The following is a 23,605-nucleotide window of genomic DNA, read 5'->3' as shown; positions in this document are numbered from 1 at the left end:
CCTGGAGCCGCCTCTGGCGCGGCGACTACCGGTCCACAAGATTCAGGATGTTGCCGTCCGGGTCCCTGAACCATGCGACCTTCATGCCGTGACCGACATGGATGTCACCCTCAAGCGTCAGCCCGGGCATGTCGTAATGCTCGAAGGTCACGCCCTTCGATTTCAATGCCTCAACGATCTTGCCGAGTTCGTCGCCGACCGTCCATGTCACAGCCGTCGCCTTGTTGGTCCCAGCGAAGTTCGAACGGTAGACGTTGATGCTGGTGTCGCCGCTTTTATAGACGATCAGTTCGCCACCTTCATTGTGCACCTCTTTCAGGCCAAGGACCCCTTCGTAGAATGCCCTGGCCTTGGCCAGGTCCTTCACGGCGAGATTGGCCGTCGCGTTGCTGTTTGCGAGCATGATTCGTCTCCTTCCCTGGCTGTCATTCCATGCTCATGAAATAGGCTGCGCTGACGATTTGGCGACGGCTGCTCCCACTGGAAATGCCGTCATATGCTCGCTGCCTCCCCGATACGCCGCTGCAATTGGTGGTCCATCGCTTGGTTCTGTTCCGGAACTGCATTATCTGGAGCGGAAAAGTAGAGGAAAAACTCATGCCCGCCGCCAATGAAAACGTGACCAAGGAAATCGTTATCGAGCGCCTGAAGACGGTCAATGGGCCGGATTTCACCGGCAATATCGTCGACCTCGGCCTGGTTTCCGAGATTTTCATTGCCGATGCCAAGGTGTTCTTTTCGATAACCGTTCCCGCTGCCCGTGCCCAGGAGATGGAACCGCTGCGTGCGGCGGCCGAACGTGTCGTCAAGGCGATCCCCGGTGTTGCCGGCGCCGTGGTCGCGCTGACGGCGGAAAAGAAGGGCGGCGGCATGGAGGCGCCGGTTCCGCAAAGACCGGCTCAGAGGCCCGCTCCGCCGGCCGCACCTGCGCGTCCCACGCCGCAGGCGCCCGCCTCGCACAGCCAGGGCAAGCGCGGCGTACCCGGCATCGAAGCGATCATCGCCGTCGCTTCCGGCAAGGGCGGCGTCGGCAAGTCGACCACCGCCGTCAATATCGCCCTTGGGCTTGCCGCCAACGGGCTGCGGGTCGGGGTGCTCGATGCCGACATTTATGGCCCTTCCATGCCGCGTCTGCTCAACATTCGTGGCAGGCCGCAGACCGTCGACGGCAAGATCCTGAAGCCGATGCAGAATTATGGCCTCAAGGTCATGTCGATGGGCTTCCTCGTCGATGAGGAGACGCCGATGATCTGGCGCGGGCCGATGGTGATGTCGGCATTGACGCAGATGCTGCGCGAGGTCGAATGGGGACCGCTTGATGTGCTCGTCGTCGACATGCCGCCCGGCACCGGTGACGCCCAGCTGACCATGGCCCAACAAGTGCCGCTGGCCGGCGCCGTCATCGTCTCGACGCCACAGGACCTGGCCCTGATCGATGCGCGCAAAGGCCTCAACATGTTCAGAAAGGTCGACGTGCCGCTATTGGGTATCGTCGAAAACATGAGCTATTTTCTCGCCCCCGATACGGGAAAACGCTACGACATCTTCGGCCATGGCGGCGCCCGCCGCGAGGCCGAGCGTCTCGGCGTCACCTTCCTTGGCGAAGTGCCGCTCGAGATGGGCATCCGCGAAAGCTCCGATGCCGGCACGCCGGTGGTGGTCTCCAAGCCGGATGGCGCTGAGGCGAAAATCTATCGCGACATCGCCGCCAAGGTCTGGGACCGCGTCAATGAAGAGCGCGGCGCGGCCGAGGCTGCAGTGCCGAGCATCGTGTTCGAGTGATGCGGATGTCCCTCCCCAAGTGGGCCCCTTGAGGGGGAGGGTGGCCGGAAGGGTCAGGTAGGGTCCGCGGCGACGCGCTCCAACTCTCCGGGATAGCGGGCTGACAAACCACGATCCCGTCTGGCGCGGAGGCAGATGTATGTCTTTCGTACCAAAGAGCGGATTCGGATGGCGCGTGCCCCTTGCCTGCTCCCGCGCGTTGTCATATCGATTTGTCATACAAATACGGAGACCACGATGGCAGGCGCCCCCACCCACAAGAAGAAATTTCGCTCGCAGGAGTGGTTCGACAATCCCGACAATCCGGGCATGACGGCACTCTATCTGGAGCGCTACCTGAATTACGGGCTGACGCGGGCCGAACTGATGTCCGGCAAGCCGCTGATCGGCATCGCCCAGACCGGCTCGGACCTGTCGCCCTGCAACCGCCATCACATCGAACTGGCCAAGCGCGTGCGCGAAGGCATCGTCTCGATGGGTGGCATCCCTTTCGAGTTCCCTTGCCACCCGATCCAGGAGACCGGCAAGCGGCCGACTGCTGCACTTGACCGCAACCTTGCCTATCTCAGCCTGGTAGAGGTGCTCTACGGCTATCCGCTCGACGGCGTAGTGCTCACCATCGGCTGCGACAAGACGACGCCAGCCATGCTGATGGCCGCGGCCACCGTCAACATTCCGGCTATCGCGCTTTCGGTCGGCCCGATGCTCAACGGCTGGCACAAGGGCAAGCGCACCGGCTCCGGCACCATCGTCTGGGAATCGCGCCAGCGCCTGTCGGCCGGCGAGATTGGCTATGACGAGTTCATGGATATCGTTGCCTCCTCGGCGCCGTCGACCGGCTATTGCAACACGATGGGTACCGCCACCACGATGAATTCGCTGGCCGAGGCGCTCGGCATGCAATTGCCGGGCTCGGCCGCTATCCCCGCCCCCTATCGCGAGCGCGGCCAGATCGCCTACGAGACCGGAAAGCGCATCGTCGACATGGTGCATGAGGATCTGAAGCCGTCCGACATTATGACCCGTAAGGCCTTCGAGAACGCCATCGTCGTCAACTCGGCGATCGGCGGCTCGACCAACGCGCCGATCCACCTCAACGCCATCGCCCGCCATCTCGGCGTGCCGCTCGACAATGACGATTGGCAGAAGGTCGGCCTCAACATACCGCTCATCGTCAATCTGCAGCCGACGGGCGAATATCTCGGCGAGGACTATCACCATGCCGGCGGCGTGCCGGCCGTGGTCGCCGAACTGATGAAGGGCGGCCTGCTGCCCCATCCGGAAGCCATGACAGCTAATGGCAAGACCATCGGTGACAATTGCAGGGGCGCCGTCAACGAGAACCTCGACGTCATCCGCACGGTTGCCGAGCCGCTGAAAGCCAATGCCGGCTTCATCAATCTCAAGGGCAATCTGTTCGATTCGGCGATCATGAAGACCAGCGGCATCTCGCCCGAGTTCCGCGAGCGCTATCTGTCGAACCCGAAGGACCCCGAAGCCTTCGAGGGCAACGCCATGGTGTTCGACGGGCCCGAGGATTACCACGCCCGCATCGACGATCCGGCACAAGGCATCGACGAGCACACCATCCTGTTCATGCGCGGCGCCGGCCCGATCGGCTATCCGGGCGGCGCCGAAGTCGTCAACATGCAGCCGCCGGCCTATCTGATCAAAAAGGGCATCCACGCGCTGGCCTGTATCGGCGACGGCCGCCAGTCGGGCACGTCGGGTTCGCCCTCGATCCTCAACGCCTCGCCGGAAGCCGCCATCGGCGGCGGGCTGGCGCTGCTGAAGACCGGTGACCGCGTCCGCGTCGATCTGCGCAAGGGCACCGCCGATATCCTCGTCAGCGACGACGAGATCACGCGGCGGCGCACCGAACTGCAGAACAATGGCGGCTATCACTATCCCAAGCACCAGACGCCGTGGCAGGAGATCCAGCGCGGCATGGTCGACCAGTTTTCCGAAGGCATGGTGCTGAAGCCGGCGGTAAAATACCAGGATGTGGCTCATACAAGCGGGGTGCCGAGGGACAATCACTGACCAGGGTCCGTCGCATGAGCCAGCCGCCGGTGCAGGCAATTTGCCGAGGTCAGCGCCAGGAGGGGTAGGGGTGGGGTCACATCGCAGAGCGAAAGCCTCGGCTTTCCACCTGCGATAGCCTGCCGCTAATGGGCAGAAATGCCCGGCACAGGGTTGGACGCGGTCATTTGTCAACAGCGATTGCTCCCGCGAGAACGGCAATGCTTGACAAGCGAGCGCGACAAATCCACGATCATCGCAAGGGGTTAATCGCGACGACCCCGTGAGGCGTCAGCCCAATGTTCGCGTCCAAGCTTCTCTTTCCAGGAGGTGGACGCCATGCCGTCGACAACAACCATCACCGTACCGCAACTATCCCGTCTGATTGGTCTGCCGGGTGCACCCGCGATCATCGATGTCCGCATCGACGATGACTACAACGCCGACCCGCGACTGCTGCCGGGGTCGGATCGGCGTGATTTCAGGACTGTCTCGAACTGGGCTGCCGACTTCGCCGGCTGGCAAGTGACAGTCGTCTGCCAACAGGGAAAAAAGCTCTCGCAAGGCGTGGCCGCATGGCTGCGCCACGAGGGCATTGCCGCCGAATCGCTCGACGGCGGGTTTGAAGACTGGCGCGACGCCAAGGGGCTTCTTGTTGACGCCCGCAAGATACCGCCCCGCGATGCCAAGGGCCGCACCGTTTGGGTGACGCGTACGCGCCCGAAGGTCGACCGCATCGCCTGCCCCTGGCTGATTCGGCGCTTCATCGATCCTCACGCGGTCTTTCTCTTCGTCGAGCCGGCCGAAGTGTCGGCCGTCGCCGATCGCTTTCAGGCCGTGCCTTTCGACATTGAGAACGTGTTCTGGAGCCACCGCGGCGAACGCTGCACCTTCGACACCATGATCGAGGAGTTCGGGCTTAAATCCGAAGCACTCGATCGCTTGGCCACGATCATACGCGCCGCCGATACTGCGAGCCTCGATCTTGTTCCACAGGCGGCCGGGTTCCTGGCCGCCTCGCTTGGCCTGTCACGGATGTTTCGCAACGATCTGGAGCAGCTCGAGGCCGGCATGCTGCTCTATGATATGTTCTTCCGCTGGTGCCGCGATGCCACCGAGGAGACGCATAACTGGCCGGCCGCCGGCGCAGTCAGCGCGGGCAAACCATCGTGAGCGCCGTCCTATCGAAAAAGCCGGCGGAGATTCAGGAGCCCGCTGTGCCGAGCTTCCGGCAGGCCGTGAAGGTCTGGGCGAAAATCGGCGTGCTCAGCTTTGGCGGCCCGGCCGGGCAGATCGCGCTCATGCACAAGGAACTGGTCGAGGAACGGCGCTGGATCGGCGAACAGCGCTTCCTGCATGCGTTGAACTACTGCATGTTGCTGCCTGGCCCCGAGGCCCAGCAGCTCGCCATCTATATCGGCTGGTTGCTGCACAAAACGGCCGGCGGCCTTGTTGCCGGCATTCTCTTCGTCGTGCCGGGCGCGCTTGTCATGCTCGTCCTGAGCAGCCTCTATGCGCTCTATGGCGATGTACCACTCGTCGCGGCGCTGTTTTTCGGGGTCAAGGCGACCGTGCTCGCCATTGTCATCGAGGCGGTGATCCGGATCGGCAGACGCGCGCTGAAAAACCCGATCATGGTGTCGATCGCACTCGCTGCCTTCATCGCCATCTACGCGTTGAACGTGCCGTTTCCGCTGATCGTCCTGCTTGCCGGCCTGACAGGCTGGATCGGCAACCGTAGTGCGCCAGCATTTTTTTCAGCCGCATCGCAGGGCAAGGGCGATGTTCCCGACATCAAGGGCGCGGTGGATCTGATGTTCGAGCGCGGTGAACTGACCCACGTCAGGCCGACGCGATGGCACGCGCCGCGCACTTTGGCGATCTGGCTGCCGATCTGGCTGGGGCCTGTTCTGCTGGTCTGGGCTTTCACCGGCCCTGCCAGCGTCTGGACGCAAATCGGTGGCTTCTTCAGTGTCATGGCGGTCGTCACCTTCGGCGGCGCCTACGCAGCCCTTGCCTATGTCGCGCAGGCAGCGGTCGAGTACTTCGGCTGGCTGGCACCCGGTGAAATGGTCGACGGCCTTGGACTTGCCGAAACCACGCCGGGTCCGCTCATCCTGGTCTTGCAGTTCGTCGGCTTCGTTGCCGCGTTCCGCCAGCCGGGCTTGCTGGCGCCGCTGCTTGCCGGACTGTTTGGCGGGCTGTTCACGCTGTGGGCGACGTTTACCCCATGTTTCCTATGGATATTCCTTGGCGCGCCTTACATCGAAGCGCTGCGCGGCAACAAGGCGCTGTCGGCGGCGCTCGGTGCGATCACCGCCGCCGTCGTCGGCGTCATCATGAATCTCGCTCTATGGTTCGGCTTGCACGTCATCTTCGGCGAAGTGCGCAATGTCGGGCTTGGAATGGACGTGCCGGTGCTTTCATCGATAGACTGGCGCGCGGCGCTGCTTTCCTGTGCCTCGATGATCGCCATTCTGAAGCTGAAGATCGGTATGCTGCCGACGCTTGCCGGATCGGCGCTGGCCGGTGTCTTGTTGCTGGCGGTAAGTAGCTGATGCCTGCAAGGACTTGAAGCGCATCGCCTGAATCTACTTAAACGCGACGCTTTGAATGCCGCTGCGTTTGTATTCCGCTTGTGAACCACCTAACTGGTTGGGAACGGTTGGACCATTATGGCGCAACGGCGTTCTTCCCTCGGCTTCCTTGGAATGTTCGGTCGCTCGGGCGACTTGAGGCAGCTCGACGATGCATTGCGCGGCGCCGATCTGCATCCCGCCCTTGTGCCGGAGGGGGTAAAACTCACGATCGTCAATCTGATGAAGGATCACTGGCCCGACGAGCCGCCGCCGGGCATCTATGCGTCGGTGGCACAATTGTGCAGCTATTGCATCGCGGGTCCCGAAACCTTCGAGCAAGCCAATGGCCATCAACGGACGCTGGAAGCCGAGCGCCGCATCGAGGCGGCACTTGAGGCCGGCGACAGCTTCGACGCACAGATCGTGCTGATGACGCTGCATGCCAAGCTGATCAACGCCGAAGTCGTCGACCGATACGGGCTCAGCGCGGAATGACGCGATAGGCAAGATCTGCCGGATCCCCCCGCGGCAGCCGAGTCGATCAAGCCCGGCTGATCTCCTCAAGATACCAGCCGATGTAGCGCAGTTCGTTGTATTCCATCGGCGCGATCGGCCCCGGCACGAAATAGTGCGAGCGCACGCCACGCGCTGTGTGCTCGATGATCTTCTTGTCCTCTTGGGTGGTGACCTTCCACAGCCAGGTCAGCTTCTCCAGATCGTAGTCCTGGCCCTCGACCGCGTCGCCGCGCACCAGCCAGATCAGCTCCATCTCGCAGGTGCCCGCCGTTTTCGGGATGAAGCGGTAGATCATGCCGTGATCGGGATAGCAGACGAGGAAGGTCGTGCCGCCGAGATGGATGGAGGTGACGCCACCGTCATAGTCGGTGAATCGGCCCATCAGCGGGGCCACCGGCGAGCCATCCTGGCTGCCGCTCGAAACGCCATCATAGAGCGCATAGCGGAAGGTATGGATTGCTTCCTGACCGGCCGCCGAGTTCTGCCAGCGGTTGGCGCTGCCGATCTCGATGCCGAGCGCGCAGGTGCGCTGCTCCATCGCCGCGTTGAGCTGCTCGATCATCTCGGCCGGCTTTTCCAGCGCATGCGTCTGCGAATATTCCGGATGCGCCGGCCCGCAATGGTAGCATTCGACATAGTTCTCGACGGCGAGCTTCCAGTTGGCGTCGAGCGGATAGGACTGGCGATACGCCACCTTGGCGTCGCCCCAGCCATACTGGCCGCAGCTTGTGCGCAGAGACTGTTCGATTGGATCGAAATCGAGCGGCGTCTCCGCGAAGGAAATGAAAACCAGCCCGGAGGCAACGCGGACATGAAGCTTCTTCAGCCCGTGCGCCGTGCGGTCGAAATCCTTCGGCATCAGGCGGGCAGCGCGCAACGACCCGTCATTGGAATAGGTCCAGGCGTGGTAGGGACACACGAACATCTTCGCGTTGCCCTTCTCCTTGGTGCAGACCTCGGCGCCGCGGTGGCGGCAGACATTGAGCATGGCATGCACGGTGCCATCCATGCCGCGCGTCAGGATGACCGCCTCGTCGCCCAATTTGAACAGCTCGAAATCGCCGGGGTTCGGGATAACGCTGGCATGGGCCAGGCAATGCCAGTGGCGGCGAAAGACACGTTCCATGTCACGCTCGAAGATCGCCGGGTCATGATAGAAGGCACGCACCAGGCCGTGGCCGGGCCGGTGAGACGCCACCAGCCGATCGATCGCGTCGCCGTCGGTGTGGGCTTGCAGGATAGGATGCGCACTCATTTGTCGTTCTGCCCGATGGTTGGTCCTGGGGCAATTCCAGGAAAACTGTGAAGCGGTTTTCCGTCCGGAATTGGCTCTGGGTGGTGGCTGTATGGCTGCACGAACTCGTCTCCGGTCAGCCGCCCATATGCGTACGCGGCAGGTGGATCAGGCTGCCGAAGCGGGCACGCAATCTGTCGTCGACCTGTTTTGGCACGTGGCGCGGAAATCGTTCGGCAAGAATGCGTTTCTTCTCGGTGATCGCACGCAGCAATATATCAGGTCGGCCTTTTTCGTTCCATTCCTTCGGTGAGGAACGATCGGCGAAGGCGGGATAGAAATGCTCGGTCTGCATCAGCTTGAGCGTTTGTTCGTTGTCGAGATAGTGGCCTGGGCCTTTGAGGCAGACCTCGGCGATGTTGTCGATCGACAAGGCCTCGTCAGTCACGTCGATGCCACGTGCGCAGCCCAGGCAATGACCGAGCATGTCGTTGTCGATGACCAGGCTCTCCAGGCAGAAGCCGAGCAGCGAGGCATGCATGCCGGCCGCCTCGTAGACGAGGTTGAGGCCGGAGAGGCCGGCCATCACATTGGTGATGCCCTTTTCGTAGCCGGATTGAATGTCGGGCAGTTTCGAATCCGTCATGCCAGCGGCCGAGCCGCCGGGCAGATCGTAGAATTGCGCCATCTGGGCGCAGGCCGCGGTTGCCACCGACTGCTCGGCCGACCCGCCGGCCATGGCGCCGGTACGCAGGTCCGACATGAACGGCCAGGCGCCGAAGATCGCCGGATGGCCCGGCTTGAGCGCATTGACATAGACCAGGCCGGCCAATACTTCGGCCACCGCTTGCACGACGGCGCCGGCCATCGCCGCGGGTGCTGTGGTGCCGGACTGGCCAGTCGAGAGCAGCAGGATCGGGATGCCGCCTTCAACGCAAGCCTCGAGCACGCCGCAGGCATCCTCCGCGAACTTCATCGGCGGCACGACGAATGAGTTAGAGTTAGAAACGAATGGCCGGGCGCGGAAATTCTCCTCGCCGCCGGCGATGGCGTACAGCATTTCAAGCGCCGGCTTCACGTTCTCACGCACGGTGAAGGATGTTCCGACGTGCTTCGATGTCCCCATCACACAGGCATAGAGCGTGTTGAAATCCATCTCGAGCGGATCGGCGATGTCGCGCGCCACCATCGGCCGCTGGAAGAAATGGATGTTGTCCAGCCCATCGACGATGCGGGCAGCATCATAAATGTCCTGCAGCTTGGATTCGCGGTACTCGCGCTTCTCCAGATCCACCAGGTGCACGGCGATACCTGCCGTGCCGTAGTGCACGCGCTTGCCCTGGACCACCATGTCGTGCCTGGCGTCCTGGCCATGAAGTGTGAAATGTCGTGCCGCCCGCTTGATGGTGTCGAGCACTAGCGCGCGCGGAAAGCGCACACGGTCGTCGTCGCCATGGACCGCCCCCGCCTTGGTCAGCACCTTTATGCAGGAAGGGATGGCATTGGCGAAACCCACCGTCTCCAGGAGCGTCAGCACGCCCTCGTGGATGCGCTCGCAGTCATCCCCGCGCAGCGGCCCGTAGCTGCCGCCCTCGATGGCCTGGTGTCGTGGTCCGGTGTCCTCCATCAGAGGAGCTGATCGCATGGCATGTCCTGTTTCGCGAAGACCGGAGCGCTGTGGACGACGGTTCGCCGGCGTGTCCTGCTGTTCGACAGCCACTGGCATGGAAGCACTCCACCTTCATCGGCAGGAACTCGCGGCGGTTGGTCCACCATCGGCCTGCTTCGTCCCTCTACACAGCGACTATGCCGCCGGCATTGGCACAGCCTATGTGCCAGCCGGTCCCGTCGAATATGCCAAGGAGCTAAAGAACCGGAGCCGCACCACATGCGCCAGGCTCCGGTCGGGGAAGGGAGATCAGGCCGCTGCCGGCCTGCGTCCAGCTGCCGTCGCCAGTTCGCGGATGCCGGGTTCGATGTGCTGCAACGCGATCGAGGAAATGCCCAAGCGCATGAAACGCGATGGCTTTTCGGTGCGGTCGAAGAAGCGGTCGCCAGGCTCGATGATGACGCTGCGCGAGGCCGCGGCCTCCGCCAGCCCGCGCGAATCGGTGCCGCGCGGCCCCTCGAGCCAGAGCGACGTGCCGCCGGCCGAATCGGTCGAGCGCCACTCCGGCAGGAAGGCGGAAATCGCATGGACCAGACGCTTGCGCCTCTCGTCGAAGGCGCTCGACAGCCGCCGCACCAGCGCCTCGTGATGGCCGAGCGACAGGAAGAGCGCCACGGCGCGCTGGTTGTTCGCCGGCGGATGGCGCAGCATGAAGCGGCGTAGCGCCCGAAGCTCGGAGATCAGCCCGGCCGAGGCGACGATGTAGCCGAGCCTGAGGCCGGGAGCCAGAGTCTTCGACATCGAGCCGACATAGACGACGCGGCCGGAGCGATCGAGGCTCTTCAGCGCCTGCTGCGGCGCCTCGTCCAGGAGCTGGCTGTCATATCCGTCCTCGATGATGATCTGGTTGTGCCGGTTGGCGCGCGCCAAAAGCTCCTGCCGCCGCTCCGCCGACAGCGGCACCATGGTCGGGCAATGGTGGCTGGGCGTGACGAAGACGAAGCCGGAATCATTGGGAATGGCCGAGGTTACGATGCCGGAGTGGTCGACCGGAACCGGCTGGATCTCGGCGCCGGCCAGCCGGAAGATCGAACGTGCATCGGGATAGCCCGGGTCCTCCATCGCCACCTTGGAGCCCTTGGTCATCAACAGCGTTGCCAGCATATAAAGCGCGTTCTGCGCGCCCAACGTCACGATGATCTCGTCCGGATTGGCGAAGATGCCGCGTCGCGGCAGCAGCCGTGCCTGGATCTGCTCGATCAGGAGCGGATCGTCGCGGTCGACCATGTCGGATGCCCAGTTGCGGATTTCGAGCACCGCCAACGCCATGCGGTTGCACTCGCGCCATTCGGCGGTCGGGAACAGCGCCGGGTCGAATTGGCCATAGACGAAGGGGTATGACGACTTGATCCAGTTGTCGTGCTTGGCCGGCGGCGGCATGTCGCTCGCCGCGATCTGCCGACGCGCCTTCCAGTCGATCTCGTTGGCCTGGTCGGGCGCCTTCTGATGCGGCTTGGCCGGCGTCGCCAGCACTTCGGGATTGACGAAATGGCCGCGGCGCTCGCGCGCCACCAGGAAGCCCTGGTCGACCAGCTGCTGGAAGGCCAGCACCACGGTGCCGCGCGCCACGCCGAGTTTTTCGGCAAGAATCCGGCAGGACGGAAGCGGCATGGAAGCCGCGATCTGCCGGTCGAGGATGGCGGCGACGATCGCCTGGCGGATCTGCGCCTGCAGGGTCTGACCGGATTCCGCCGAAATCCGGAACAGGCCGGACCATATGGCCGTGTCGTTTCGTTGTGGCATGGGAGATGTTCCTCGATGGCCAGCTTTTTTCACATGGCTGGACCAGTCGAATGTACCGGTGGCACAAGGTGTTGCGCCAATCAATTTTTCTGATCGCTGGGATTTATGCCAGTGATCCTTTGAGCCGGCCACGCTGCGCTGCGGCATCGCTGCGCATTGAAACAGATGGAATTCGACCCGATAGTTTGCCGCGACGACACGCGCCGGAAACATCCGGCCTGATAAGATGCATCTCAAGAGACCGGAGCGAAGCAGTGGATCAATCGTCCTTTCAAAAGCAGCTCGACGCATTGCGCGATCACCGTGCGGCCAAATCGGGCTCGATGCGCGAGGCTTTCGCTGCCGATCCGCAGCGCTTCGAGAAATTCTCCGCCAGTGACGGCGACCTGCTGCTCGACTGGTCGAAATGCGCGGTCGATGCGCGGACTATGGAGTTGCTGGAGAAACTGGCTGAGGCCGCTGACCTCGAAGGCCGGCGCGACGCGATGTTTGCCGGCAAGAAGATCAACGTCACTGAAGGCCGCGCCGTGCTGCACACGGCGCTGCGCAACCTGACCGGCAAGGGCATCGTGCTCGACGGCCAGGACGTGAAGGCGGAAGTCCTTGCCGTACTCGACGCGATGGGTGCCTTCGCCGACGCGGTGCGTTCCGGCAAGGCGGCCGGCGCGACCGGCAAGAAGATCACCGACATCGTCAACATCGGCATCGGCGGCTCCGATCTCGGCCCGGCCATGGCGACGCTGGCGCTGGCGCCCTATCATGACGGGCCGCGCGCGCATTACGTATCCAATATCGACGGTGCCCATATCCACGACACGCTGAAGGGTCTTTCCGCCGAAACCACCCTGTTCATCATCGCCTCCAAGACCTTCACCACGGTCGAGACGATGACCAATGCCGAAACCGCGCGCAGATGGGTCGAGAAGGCGCTCGGCAAGGAAGCGGTCGGCAAGCATTTCGCCGCCGTCTCGACGGCGCTCGACCTGGTCGCCAAATTCGGCATCGCGCCCGATCGCGTCTTCGGCTTCTGGGACTGGGTCGGCGGGCGCTATTCCGTCTGGGGTGCGATCGGTCTGCCGGTGATGATCGCCATCGGCCCGAAGGATTTTCGCGCCTTTCTCGACGGCGCCCATGAGATGGACGAGCATTTCCGCACCGCCCCGCTGGCGAAGAACCTGCCGGCGCTGATGGGGCTGATTGGCTGGTGGCACCGCGTGATCTGCAAATACCCCGCTCGCGCCGTCATCCCCTACGATCAGCGTCTGTCCAGGCTGCCGGCCTATCTGCAGCAGCTCGACATGGAATCGAACGGCAAGAGCGTCACCCTGGACGGCGGCGCTGTAACGACGCCGACCGGCCCGCTGGTCTGGGGCGAGCCCGGCACCAATGGCCAGCATGCCTTCTTCCAACTTCTGCATCAGGGCACCGATTTCATTCCGGTCGAATTCCTCGCCGCTGCCGTCGGCCACGAGCCGGAACTGAAGCATCACCACGACCTTCTGCTTGCCAATTGCCTGGCGCAGTCGGAAGCCTTCATGAAGGGCCGCACGCTTGAGGAAGCCCGAGCGCAGATGCTGGCGAAAGGCATGAAGCCGGCCGATGTCGACAGGATTGCTCCGCACCGCGTCTTCTCCGGCGACCGCCCCTCAGTGACGATCCTCTACAGGAAACTCGACCCCCACACGTTCGGACGGCTGATTGCGCTTTACGAACACCGCGTCTTCGTCGAAGGCACGCTGTTCAACATCAACTCCTTCGACCAGTGGGGCGTCGAGCTCGGCAAGGAACTGGCGACCGGGCTGCTGCCCGTCGTTGAAGGCAAGGAGAACGCCGCAAAGCGGGATGCCTCGACTGCTGGACTGGTGGAATACATCCACCGCTTGCGCGGCCCGGAGTGAAAAGCTTGGCGGACATCAAGGGAATATTGTTCGACAAGGACGGCACGCTCGTAGATTTCAACGCGACATGGCTGGGCATCGCCGACTTCATGGCGATGGATGCGGCCGAAAGCGATCGCTGGAAAGCAGACAGGCTGCTTGCGGCGGCGGGCTTCGACTTCGCCACCAAGCGCTTCAAGCCGGATTCGATTTTTGCCTCCGGCACCAACATGGACGTCGTCGAGCTGTGGTTTCCACGGCTGTCCGACGAGGACCAGATGCTTGCCGTCGCCCGCTTCAACGCCATCACCTCGGCGCAAGGATCGGCAATGGCGGTGGCGCTGCCGGGCGTGGTCGAGACGCTTGGCCTGCTTCACAGAAAATCCTACCGGCTTGGTGTCGCCACCAACGACTCGACCAGCGGCGCGGAAAAGACCCTGGTCACGCTGGGCGTCGCGCAGCTTTTCGACGCCGCCTATGGTTACGACGCGGTGGCCAATCCAAAACCGGCGCCGGATACGATCCTTGCCTTCTCTGATCTGACGGGGCTCAGGCCCTCGGCAATCGCCATGGTCGGCGACAACCGTCACGATCTTGAAATGGCGCGGGCGGGCGGCTGCGGTCTGGCGGTCGGCGTGCTGTCCGGCACCGGCACACGTGAATCGCTGTCCCAGATAGCCGACGTCATTCTGGATTCGGTGGCCGACCTGCCTGATTTTCTTTCGGCGCGGGTCAGCGAGACAGTCTAGACTCGCAGCTAGCTAGTCCGAACGAGAACACGCCGCTCGGTTTCATCGCCGCATTCCTGCCTTCGCCGACATCCGGCACCTCGTATTCGGCCAGCAGGCGAAGCCGCGAGCGGGGCAGATAGGCGCGGCCCGGATCGCCGATCAGCACGGCGATGCCGGCTGCAAGGCAGCGGTCGAGGAAGGGGACGACCCGGCCGGCGAGATCATGGGCGTAGAACAGGTCGCCGACCACCACGACATCCACCGGTGGCGGCGGACCGCTGGCGATGTCTTCGCCAATGATCATGATAGTGACGCCGTTCGCAGTCGCGTTGAGGCCGAGCGCAACCACACCGTTGTGATCGATCTCGGCCGCGATCACCGCGCTGGCTCCGGCCTTCGCCGCCGCGATGCCGACGAGGCCGGAGCCGGCGCCGAGGTCGAGCACGCGACGGCCGGCCACGGTCTCCGGCCGGTCGAATATGTAGCGGGCGAGCACCGCGCCGCCGGCCCAGACATAGGCCCAGTACGGTGGCTCCGGTTCAGGTCCGTCTTCTTCGGTCGCATGTTGGTTCCATTCGAGAAGCCGCCTGAGCCCGCTTCCCGGATGGGCGGTGTAAAGCCGAATTTCGGGAAGCGCGGGCACGGGGGCGATCCGCATGTTCGCCCGGATGAACTGTGCCGGGTCCGGGCGCGAACCTATGCTCACGGCGTTGGCGCCGGCGATGCAATCGCTCAAGCTGCGCCTAGCCCCGCAACGCCCGTCGCAGGATCTTGCCGACCGGTGTCTTCGGCAGCTCGGTGCGGAACTCAATATACCTGGGACGCTTGTAGCCGGTCAGGTTCTCACGGCAATAAGCCGTCAGCATGTCGGCGGTCACTGCCGGGTCCTTCTTGACGACGAACAGCTTCGGCACTTCACCCGAATGCTCGTCCGGCACGCCGATCGCGGCAACTTCGAGTACGCCTGGATGCTGCGCCACCACTTCCTCGAGTTCGTTCGGATAGACGTTGAAGCCGGAAACCAGGATCATGTCCTTCTTGCGGTCGACGATCTTGGTGTAGCCAAGCTCGTCCATGAAGCCCATGTCGCCCGATTTGAAGAAGCCGTCCTCGGTCATCACCTTGGCGGTCTCGTCCGGCCGGTTCCAGTAGCCGGCCATCACCTGCGGTCCGCGGATGCAGATTTCGCCGACTTCGCCGAGCGGCAAATTGTTGCCGTCGTCGTCGCGGATCGCGATCTCGGTCGAGGGCAGCGGCAGGCCGATCGTGCCGGTGTAAACGCCGTCGCTGAATTTGTTGATCGTTGCTCCCGGCGAGGTCTCGGTGAGCCCGTAGGCCTCGCTGATCGGGCAGCCGGTCAGCGCCTTCCAGCGTTCGGCGATGGCCCTCTGCACCGGCATGCCGCCACCCAGCGTCAGGATCAGCGGCTTGAAATCGAGCTTGCGAAAATCCTCATTATTGAGCAGCGCATTGAACAGCGTGTTGAGGCCCGGAAAGATGTGGATCGGGTATTTCTGCAGCTCCTTGACGAAGCCGGGAATGTCGCGCGGATTGGGGATGAGGACATTCTGCGCGCCTTGCTGCATGCCTACCAGCACGTTCGCCGTCAGCGCAAAAATGTGATAGAGCGGCAGCGCGCAGAGGAAGTTCAGATGCGCCGGCTTCGGCTTGACGGTAAAAGCGTCTTCGGCCCACAGCGCGTTCTGCGCGACGTTCGCCAAAATGTTGCTGTGCAAAAGCATCGCGCCCTTGGAGATGCCGGTCGTGCCGCCCGTGTATTGCAGGAAGGCGATGTCGTCGGCCGCGACCCTTGCGGGCCTGAAGGCCTTGCCGGTGCCCGCCTTCAGCGCGGCGTTGAACTTGACATGGCCGGGCAGCGACCATGCCGGCACCATCTTCTTGACGCGGCGTACAACGAAGTTGACGATCGTTCCCTTGAGCCCGCCGAGCATGTCGCCCATCGAGGCGACCACGACATGCTTGACCGCGGTCCTGGCGATCACCGCCTGCAGGGTGCAGGCAAAATTTTCGAGGATGACAATGGCTTGAGCGCCGGAATCCTTGAGCTGGTGCTCCAGCTCGCGCGGCGTGTAGAGCGGATTGATGTTTACCACGACATAGCCGGCGCGAAGCACTGCCATCATCGCCACCGGATATTGCAGCACATTCGGCATCATCAGCGCGACGCGCGCGCCCTTCTGCAGCCCCGTTGATTGCAGATAGGCGCCGAAGGCGGCCGACTGTCGCTCGAGGTCGGCATAGGTGATCGATTTGCCCATGCAGACGAAAGCCGGCCGGCTTGCAAACTGCTTGCACACGGTGACGAGAAAGTCGCCGATCGAGCTGGAGGGCAGGGCGCCGATCTCGGCCGGCACGATCTTTGGATAACTCTTGAGCCACGGTTTTTCCGGCAGGCCGGCGGCCAGCGACGTAATCGCCTTTGGTAATCTCTTGGCCGGACCTGCCGGCAGTCGTGGCGCTGTCGGCACTGCCTTCGCCGCCGGCTTGGCGGCAGACTTTGCAGCAGGCGCCGTCTTGCCGGTTGCCGGTTTAGCAGCCGCTCCAGCCGTGGTCTTCGCCGCCGGCTTCGCGCTTGCCTTCGCGGTGGCCGTCGGCTTGGCGGCGGCCGCTTTTGACTTGACTGCTTTCGATGTTGCCTCGGCCTTTGCTTTCGCCGCGTTGGTTGTCTTTGCCGGTTTTGCCACCTGTCGCTCCCTCAATCGTTCTTATTGTTTCGGCATGCTTGCGCGCTACCACCGCCCTGATCACAACGATATCCCACGCTTGCCGCAATGTCCGGAACGTGGGAAATTCCGGCACGCTGCCCACCTATCTATGTATTGCCACAAGCGACGGCCGTGCAAGCCTCGCCACCTGGAGTGCGGTAAGACTTGCCGTCAAACCTCTCGGCCGCGACCGGTTTTCGGATGCGCATCTCTTGAACCGAACGGCTCGATTCCTACAATTGGCGGCATCGCCGATCAACAAAAAATTGAAGTCGCTAATAATGTCGTGATCTGCGGATTCGGCTCGTTTTTTCCACAATTTGCCGCGTGCCGGAATTTTTTTCTGCTTCCCGTGGGTTAGGCAAACAAGCAGTTCCAAAGCTAGAAAAACGGTGCTTATATGCGGCCTTCGCGAGCCTGATAGAGGGGCTTGGAAGAACATCAGGGAGTGCTCAATGAAAAAGAAACTGACTTTTGCAGCCGCGTTGCTGGCTGCAAGCGTCCTCGGCGGCATGGCCAATGCAAAACAACTGGTCTATTGCTCGGAGGCTTCGCCGGCCGGCTTCGACCCGTCGCCATGGAGCGGCGGCAACGACTTCGACGCCTCGTCGCGCACCATCTATTCGCGCCTGGTCGAGTTCGAGCATGGCAAGACCACCATCTCGCCCGGCCTGGCCGAGAGCTGGACGGTTTCCGACGACGGTCTCGAATACACCTTCAAGCTTCGCCCGGGTGTGAAATTCCAGACGACCGATTATTTCACGCCGACGCGCGACCTCAACGCCGACGACGTGATCTTTTCCTTCGAACGCCAGTGGAAGAAAGAAAGCCCGTGGTACAGCTATCTGGAAGGCACCGGCTGGGAATATTTCACCGGCATGGGCTTTCCCGATCTCCTGAAGGAAATCGTCAAGGTCGACGACCTGACGGTGAAATTCGTGCTGAACAAGCCTGAAGTCGCGTTCCTGCCGGACCTCGGCATGGATTTCGCCTCGATCGTCTCCAAGGAATATGCCGACCAACTCGACAAGGCCGGCACCAGGCAGCAGTTCACCCAGAAGCCGGTCGGCACTGGTCCGTTCCAGTTCGTCGACTATCAGGTCGATGCGGTCGTGCGCTATGCAGCATGGGACGGCTACTATGGCGGGCGACAGAAGATCGACGATCTGATCTTCGCCATCACGCCCGATCCGGCCGTACGCGCGCAGAAGCTGAAGGCGGGCGAGTGCGATATCATGTCATACCCGGCGCCGGCCGACATTGCCGGACTGCAGGCTGACGCGAACCTCAAGGTCGACGAGCAGGAAGGCCTGAACATCGGCTACATGGCTTACAACACGACGCAGCCGCCCTTCGACAAGGTCGAGGTCCGCAAGGCCCTCAACATGGCGGTAAACAAGAAGGCGATCATCGACGCGGTCTATCAGGGCGCCGGCGCGCCGGCCATCAACCCGATCCCGCCGACCATGTGGTCCTATAACAAGGACATCAAGGACGATCCCTATGATCCGGAGGCGGCCAAGAAGATGCTGGCCGATGCAGGCGTCAAGGATCTGTCGATGAAGATCTGGGCTATGCCGGTCAGCCGCCCCTACAACCCGAACGCCCAGCGCGTCGCCGAGTTGATCCAGGCCGACTATGCCGCCGTCGGCGTCAAGGCGGAGATCGTCAGTTACGAATGGACCGAGTATCGCCAGCGAGGCAAGGCTAAGGATCGCGACGGCGCCTTCCAACTGGGCTGGACCGGTGACAATGGCGATCCGGACAACTTCTTTTTCCTGCTCGGTTGCGATGCCATCGGCCAGTCCAATTATGCGATCTGGTGCAACCAGGAATTCGAAGCCCTGCTGAAAAAAGGCAAGGCGACGACGGACGTCGCCGAGCGCACTAAGATCTACGAGGAAGCTCAGGTGGTGTTCAAGCGTGAGGCTCCGTGGCTGACCATCGCCCACTCCAAGGTCTTCATGCCGATGAACAAGAAGGTGTCGGGCTTCGTTATGGACCCGCTCGGCATTCATCGGTTTGACGGCGTCGACGTCACCGAATAAGTCCTGAGAAATTGAACGGCGGCGCTGGACTTCCCGCGCCGCCGTTCTATGAAGCAAGATGCTCCGTTATCTCCTCCACAAGCTCGCTTTGATCATCCCGACCGTGTTCGGCATATCGCTGGCGGCGTTTGCTTTCGTCCGGCTTCTGCCCGGCGATCCTATCCTGGCCCTGGCGGGCGAGCGCGGCGTCAGCCCCGAGCGCTACGCCCAGCTCATCGAGCAGTTTGGCTACAACCGGCCCTATGTCATCCAATACCTGGAATATATCGGCAGGGTCCTGACCGGCGACTTCGGCATATCTATTGCCACCAAGCGGCCAGTGCTCGGCGAATTCCAGGCGCTGTTTCCAGCCACGCTGGAACTGGCGACAGTGGCGTTGATCATCGCCGTCCTGCTCGGCATTCCTGCCGGTATCTTCGCCGCGGTCAAGCGCGGCTCGTGGTTCGACCAGGCTACGATGGGTGTCGCGCTGACCGGCTATTCGATGCCGATCTTCTGGTGGGGGTTGCTGCTCATTATCTTCTTCTCCGGCTATCTCGGCTGGACGCCGGTTTCCGGCCGCATCGGCCTGCAGTATTTCTTCAGGCCGACGACCGGGTTCATGCTTATCGACAGCCTGATCTCCGGCAGGAGCGGCGCTTTCAAATCTGCCGTCAGCCATTTGATCCTGCCGTCGATCGTGCTGGCGACGATCCCGCTTGCCGTCATAGCGCGCCAGACGCGCTCGGCGATGCTCGAGGTGCTGGGCGAGGACTATGTCCGCACCGCGCGCGCCAAGGGCCTGGCGCCTCGCCGCGTCATCGGTCTGCACGCTTTTCGCAACGCGCTGATCCCGGTAGTCACCACCATTGGACTGCAGGTCGGCACCTTGATGGCGGGCGCCATTCTGACCGAGACCATTTTTTCCTGGCCGGGCATCGGCAAATGGATGATCGATGCCATCGGCAAGCGCGACTATGTCGTCGTCCAGAGCGGATTGCTGATCATCGCGCTGATCGTCATGGCGGTGAACCTGATCGTCGACGTGCTCTACGCCGTCATCAATCCGCGCATCCGGGTGCAGTGAGATGACCGACGAATCCGCCGCCGAAGCTACCGCCGCCTCCATCCCGACAGGCGGCAGGCAACGGGCTTTCGCCGAGTTCTGGCACTACTTCTCGATGAACACCGGCGCGGTCATCGGCCTTGTCGTGTTTTCGGCGCTGGTGCTGGTGGCAATCTTTGCGCCGTTCGTCGCCCCACATTCGCCCGACGAGCAGTTTCGCGATGCGCTGCTGGCACCCCCTGCCTGGCAGGAAGGCGGCAAATCGATGTTCCTGCTCGGCACCGACGCGGTCGGCCGCGACATGCTTTCACGGTTGATCTTCGGGGCGCGTTTCTCGCTGTTCATCGGTCTGGTGGTCGTTGTCTTCTCGCTCACCAGCGGCATCGTGCTTGGCGTGCTCGCCGGCTATTTCCGCGGCTGGGTCGACACTCTGATCATGCGCATCATGGATATCATCCTGGCCTTCCCGTCGCTGCTTCTGGCGCTGGTGCTGGTGGCGATCCTCGGCCCCGGCCTTTTCAATGCCATGCTGGCGATCGCGCTGGTGCTGCAGCCGCATTTTGCGCGCCTCACCCGCGCCGCCGTGATGGCCGAAAAGAACCGCGAATATGTCATCTCCGCCAAGGTGGCTGGTGCCGGTCATCTTCGCTTGATGGTGAGGACGATCCTGCCGAACTGCCTGGCACCGCTGATCGTGCAGGCGACGTTGTCCTTCTCCAACGCTATTCTCGAGGCTGCGGCGCTCGGCTTCCTCGGTGTCGGTGCGCAGCCGCCGACGCCGGAATGGGGCACGATGCTCGCCTCGGCGCGCGAGTTCATCCTGCGCGCGCCTTGGGTGGTGACCTTCCCCGGCCTTGCCATCCTGATCACTGTGCTTGCCATCAATCTGATCGGCGACGGCTTGCGCGATGCCTTCGATCCCAAGCTGAAGAGGTCATAATCCAATGCCTCTTCTCGAGATCAAGAACCTGACCGTTTCCTTCGACACCGCCGCTGGACCATTCATGGCGGTACAAGGCATCGACCTGTCGGTCGAACCGCGCGAGGTGCTGGCGATCGTCGGCGAATCCGGTTCGGGCAAGTCGGTGGCGATGCTGGCGGTGATGGGGCTTTTGCCCAACACCGCGACGGTGAGGGCCGACCGCATGGCCTTCGACGGCATCGACCTGCTCAAGCTCGGCCCATCCGAGCGGCGCAAGATCGTCGGCAAGGACATTTCGATGATCTTCCAGGAGCCGGTCGCCAGCCTCAACCCGTGCTTCACCGTCGGCTTCCAGATCGAGGAGGTGCTGCGCTTCCATATGGGCATGGACCGCGCCCAGCGCCGGGCGCGTGCCATCGAATTGATGAAGTTGGTCGGCATCGCCGACCCCGAGGAACGGCTGGGCTCCTTCCCGCACCAGATGTCGGGTGGTCAGTGTCAGCGCGTCATGATCGCCATCGCCATCGCCTGCAATCCCAAGCTTTTGATCGCCGACGAGCCAACCACGGCGCTCGATGTCACCATCCAGAAGCAGATCCTCGATCTGCTGGTCGGCCTGCAGGCCAAATATGGCATGGGCCTGATCATGATCACCCACAATATGGGGGTGGTTGCCGAGACCGCCGACCGTGTCATCGTCCAGTACAAGGGCCGCAAGATGGAAGAGGCCGACGTGCTGTCGCTGTTCGAGTCCCCCAAGAGCAACTACACGCGCGCGCTCCTGTCGGCGCTGCCCGAAAACGCCGTCGGCGACCGGTTGCCTACTGTTTCCGACATGCTGTTTGAGCCGGCCCCATCTGTAGTCGCAGCCCGGTCCGCAGGAGGAACCGCCTCATGAGCGTGACGGTAGTCGAAGGCAAGAACATCGTGCGCGACTATCATGTCGGTGGCGGGCTTTTCCGCCCCTCCCGTACGGTTCATGCGGTCAAGGGTGTTTCGTTCAGCGTCGACAAGGGCAAGACGCTGGCCATCGTCGGCGAGAGCGGCTGCGGCAAGTCAACACTCGCCCGCATCATCACCCTGATCGACCCGGCGACCTCCGGCGAGCTTTTCATCGACGGCAAGAGGGTAGACATCGGCAGGAACGGTCTGTCGAAGGAAATGCGCCGCAAGGTCCAGATCGTCTTCCAAAACCCTTATGGTTCGCTCAATCCACGCCAGAAGATCGGCGACGTGCTTGCCGAGCCGCTGCTCATCAACACCGACAGCACGGCCGACGAGCGGCGCGATCTTGCCATGAAGATGCTAAAGAAGGTCGGTCTCGGCCCCGAGCACTTTAATCGCTACCCGCATATGTTTTCGGGCGGCCAGCGCCAGCGGATCGCCATCGCCCGCGCGCTGATGCTCAACCCCAGCCTTCTGGTGCTGGACGAGCCGGTCTCGGCACTTGATCTTTCGGTGCAGGCGCAGGTGCTGAACCTGCTCGCCGACCTGCAGGACGAGTTTCAGCTAACCTATGTTTTCATCAGCCACGACCTGTCGGTGGTGCGGTACATCGCCGACGACGTGATGGTAATGTATTTCGGCGAAGCGGTCGAATACGGCTCGCGCGACGAGGTCTTCGCCGACCCCAAACACAGCTACACCAGGACGCTGTTCGCTGCGACGCCACGTGCCGACGTTGCCAGCATCAAGGCACGTTTGGCGAAGAAGAAGGCCGCCTGATCCGGCGAGGTTTGCCGGCCGGCTACCGCTTCTCGATCCCCGGAATGCCGGAGATCTGCTCGGCGAGAAAGTCGACCAGCAGCCGCACCCGGGCAATGCCCGCACGCTCCGGAACGATCAGCATGCTCAGCGGGACGGGAGGCGGAAAATAGCCCGGCAGGACCACTTCCAGCCGGCCGGCCGCCAGGAGATCGTCGACAAGCCAATGGTGGGCGGGTGCGATACCGCGTCCGGCGACAATGGCTTCGCGCGCGGCAAGCCCATGGTCGACGCGAAATCGACCGCCAAAGGGCACCGCAAAGCGTTTGCCGACCGGCTCCTGCAGGGCGAGTGTGTCGCTTCCCGCGATGTTCGACATCCGGATGCCTTCATGGCCAGGCAGATCCTGCGGGACAGCCGGTCTGCCCCGCGCCGCCAGATAGGCCGGCGCCGCCACCAGCAGACGCCGGGATTGCCCGAGCGCCCGCAGTTTCATTGAGCTGTCGGTGAGCGGACCCAGGCGAAGCGCAATGTCGACGCCCTCCCGCACAAGATCGATGCGCTCGTCGGTGAGGCTAAGATCGATGCCGATATCGGGATAGCGGTCCTGAAAGGCGAAGATCAGCCGGCTGACGTGCAAGACCCCGAGCGCCGCCGTGCAGGATATCCGGATCGTGCCGGCCGACGCGCCGCGCGTGCCCCGCGCCTCATCGCCGGCCTGCTCAACGAGGCGCAGGACCTGGACGCTGTCGGCATAGTAACGGCTGCCTTCATCAGTCATCGTCACACGCCGGGTGGTCCTGCTGAGCAAGGGCACTCCGACGGCCTCCTCGAGTTCTCGCAAATGCCGTGTGACCGTCGACTGCCCAACTCCGAGCTCGCGCGCCACCGCCGAGAGGCTGCCGCGCTCGGCGACGCGAACGAAGGTGCGCATGCGCTCGAGAGTGACGTCCGATCTATCCATTATTCGGCATTATCTTATACATTTCCTACATATAGTGGATCAT

General features: G+C 62.8%; 20 protein-coding genes. 13 read left to right on the top strand and 7 right to left on the bottom strand.

The features are described from left to right. Window positions 1-25 precede the first annotated feature (25 nt). Entirely contained in the window at window positions 26-403 is a 378-nt protein-coding gene (locus NKH99_RS00825; protein WP_352469991.1) for a VOC family protein, read from the bottom strand. A gap of 194 nt (window positions 404-597) precedes the next feature. Here NKH99_RS00825 and NKH99_RS00820 point away from each other — a divergent pair, with 194 nt between their 5' ends. The 5 genes from NKH99_RS00820 to NKH99_RS00800 all read left to right on the top strand — a co-directional run bounded on the left by NKH99_RS00820 (window position 598) and on the right by NKH99_RS00800 (window position 6,878). Next, window positions 598-1,782, top strand: coding sequence for an Mrp/NBP35 family ATP-binding protein (locus NKH99_RS00820; RefSeq protein WP_352469992.1), 1,185 nt, complete (start codon window positions 598-600; stop codon window positions 1,780-1,782). A gap of 237 nt (window positions 1,783-2,019) precedes the next feature. Next, window positions 2,020-3,825, top strand: a complete 1,806-nt coding sequence (locus NKH99_RS00815; protein WP_353012036.1) for an IlvD/Edd family dehydratase — start codon at window positions 2,020-2,022, stop codon at window positions 3,823-3,825. A 318-nt stretch (window positions 3,826-4,143) separates the two neighbouring features. Further along, entirely contained in the window at window positions 4,144-4,977 is an 834-nt protein-coding gene (locus NKH99_RS00810; protein ID WP_352997384.1) for a chromate resistance protein ChrB domain-containing protein, read from the top strand. Beyond that, on the top strand, window positions 4,974-6,362 hold the full coding sequence (gene chrA, locus NKH99_RS00805; RefSeq protein ID WP_353012033.1) for a chromate efflux transporter: 1,389 nt from the start codon (window positions 4,974-4,976) through the stop codon (window positions 6,360-6,362). Before NKH99_RS00810 ends, chrA begins: the two co-directional genes overlap by 4 nt. 117 nt (window positions 6,363-6,479) lie before the next feature. After that, window positions 6,480-6,878 (top strand): hypothetical protein, encoded by a 399-nt coding sequence (locus tag NKH99_RS00800; RefSeq protein ID WP_352469996.1) that lies wholly within the window; start codon window positions 6,480-6,482, stop codon window positions 6,876-6,878. A 46-nt stretch (window positions 6,879-6,924) separates the two neighbouring features. Here the strand turns inward: NKH99_RS00800 and NKH99_RS00795 are convergent, their stop codons facing one another. The 3 genes from NKH99_RS00795 to pdxR all read right to left on the bottom strand — a co-directional run bounded on the left by NKH99_RS00795 (window position 6,925) and on the right by pdxR (window position 11,545). Further along, the gene (locus NKH99_RS00795) at window positions 6,925-8,154 is read right to left on the bottom strand and encodes an aromatic ring-hydroxylating oxygenase subunit alpha (protein WP_352540459.1); all 1,230 of its coding nucleotides are present in this window, start codon (window positions 8,152-8,154) and stop codon (window positions 6,925-6,927) included. A 115-nt stretch (window positions 8,155-8,269) separates the two neighbouring features. Next, window positions 8,270-9,859, bottom strand: a complete 1,590-nt coding sequence (locus NKH99_RS00790; protein ID WP_352469998.1) for a trimethylamine methyltransferase family protein — start codon at window positions 9,857-9,859, stop codon at window positions 8,270-8,272. 192 nt (window positions 9,860-10,051) lie between these two features. After that, a complete protein-coding gene (gene pdxR / locus NKH99_RS00785) occupies window positions 10,052-11,545 on the bottom strand; it encodes a MocR-like pyridoxine biosynthesis transcription factor PdxR (RefSeq protein WP_023676815.1) in 1,494 nt (497 codons plus the stop codon). 254 nt (window positions 11,546-11,799) lie between these two features. Here pdxR and pgi point away from each other — a divergent pair, with 254 nt between their 5' ends. Further along, window positions 11,800-13,443, top strand: coding sequence for a glucose-6-phosphate isomerase (gene pgi / locus NKH99_RS00780; RefSeq protein WP_352591237.1), 1,644 nt, complete (start codon window positions 11,800-11,802; stop codon window positions 13,441-13,443). A 5-nt stretch (window positions 13,444-13,448) separates the two neighbouring features. Beyond that, a complete protein-coding gene (locus NKH99_RS00775) occupies window positions 13,449-14,171 on the top strand; it encodes an HAD family hydrolase (protein WP_353012030.1) in 723 nt (240 codons plus the stop codon). On the opposite strand, the gene NKH99_RS00770 is transcribed toward NKH99_RS00775, so the two are convergent. Together NKH99_RS00770 and NKH99_RS00765 are read right to left on the bottom strand one after the other, a co-directional pair. Continuing rightward, window positions 14,155-14,811 (bottom strand): class I SAM-dependent methyltransferase, encoded by a 657-nt coding sequence (locus tag NKH99_RS00770; protein WP_353012027.1) that lies wholly within the window; start codon window positions 14,809-14,811, stop codon window positions 14,155-14,157. The two genes, NKH99_RS00775 and NKH99_RS00770, sit on opposite strands and share 17 nt — an antisense overlap. 85 nt (window positions 14,812-14,896) lie before the next feature. After that, the gene (locus NKH99_RS00765) at window positions 14,897-16,642 is read right to left on the bottom strand and encodes a long-chain fatty acid--CoA ligase (protein ID WP_353012024.1); all 1,746 of its coding nucleotides are present in this window, start codon (window positions 16,640-16,642) and stop codon (window positions 14,897-14,899) included. Window positions 16,643-16,688: 46 nt separating this feature from the next. Here NKH99_RS00765 and NKH99_RS00760 point away from each other — a divergent pair, with 46 nt between their 5' ends. The 6 genes from NKH99_RS00760 to NKH99_RS00735 all read left to right on the top strand — a co-directional run bounded on the left by NKH99_RS00760 (window position 16,689) and on the right by NKH99_RS00735 (window position 22,619). Continuing rightward, window positions 16,689-17,240, top strand: a complete 552-nt coding sequence (locus NKH99_RS00760) for a hypothetical protein (RefSeq protein WP_353012021.1) — start codon at window positions 16,689-16,691, stop codon at window positions 17,238-17,240. A 94-nt stretch (window positions 17,241-17,334) separates the two neighbouring features. Continuing rightward, a complete protein-coding gene (locus NKH99_RS00755) occupies window positions 17,335-18,927 on the top strand; it encodes an ABC transporter substrate-binding protein (RefSeq protein ID WP_352448537.1) in 1,593 nt (530 codons plus the stop codon). Between the two features lie 58 nt (window positions 18,928-18,985). Continuing rightward, complete coding sequence (locus NKH99_RS00750; protein WP_023676822.1) at window positions 18,986-19,993, top strand: ABC transporter permease subunit; 1,008 nt, start codon at window positions 18,986-18,988, stop codon at window positions 19,991-19,993. A 1-nt stretch (window position 19,994) separates the two neighbouring features. Further along, window positions 19,995-20,912 (top strand): ABC transporter permease subunit, encoded by a 918-nt coding sequence (locus NKH99_RS00745; RefSeq protein WP_023676823.1) that lies wholly within the window; start codon window positions 19,995-19,997, stop codon window positions 20,910-20,912. A gap of 4 nt (window positions 20,913-20,916) precedes the next feature. Then, complete coding sequence (locus NKH99_RS00740; protein WP_023676824.1) at window positions 20,917-21,792, top strand: ABC transporter ATP-binding protein; 876 nt, start codon at window positions 20,917-20,919, stop codon at window positions 21,790-21,792. After that, the gene (locus NKH99_RS00735) at window positions 21,789-22,619 is read left to right on the top strand and encodes a dipeptide ABC transporter ATP-binding protein (protein WP_353012018.1); all 831 of its coding nucleotides are present in this window, start codon (window positions 21,789-21,791) and stop codon (window positions 22,617-22,619) included. Before NKH99_RS00740 ends, NKH99_RS00735 begins: the two co-directional genes overlap by 4 nt. Before the next feature lie 22 nt (window positions 22,620-22,641). Here NKH99_RS00735 and NKH99_RS00730 read toward each other — a convergent pair whose 3' ends face one another. Then, window positions 22,642-23,562: a LysR family transcriptional regulator gene (locus tag NKH99_RS00730; RefSeq protein WP_353012015.1), complete on the bottom strand. Its 921-nt coding sequence runs from the start codon at window positions 23,560-23,562 to the stop codon at window positions 22,642-22,644. Between the last annotated feature and the right edge of the window lie 43 nt (window positions 23,563-23,605).

Origin of the sequence: Mesorhizobium sp. M0854, from assembly GCF_040319815.1 — a bacterium.
GTDB lineage: Bacteria > Pseudomonadota > Alphaproteobacteria > Rhizobiales > Rhizobiaceae > Mesorhizobium.
The sequence above is the reverse complement of the archived record's forward strand: the minus strand, read 5'-3'. Positions and strand labels throughout refer to the sequence as shown.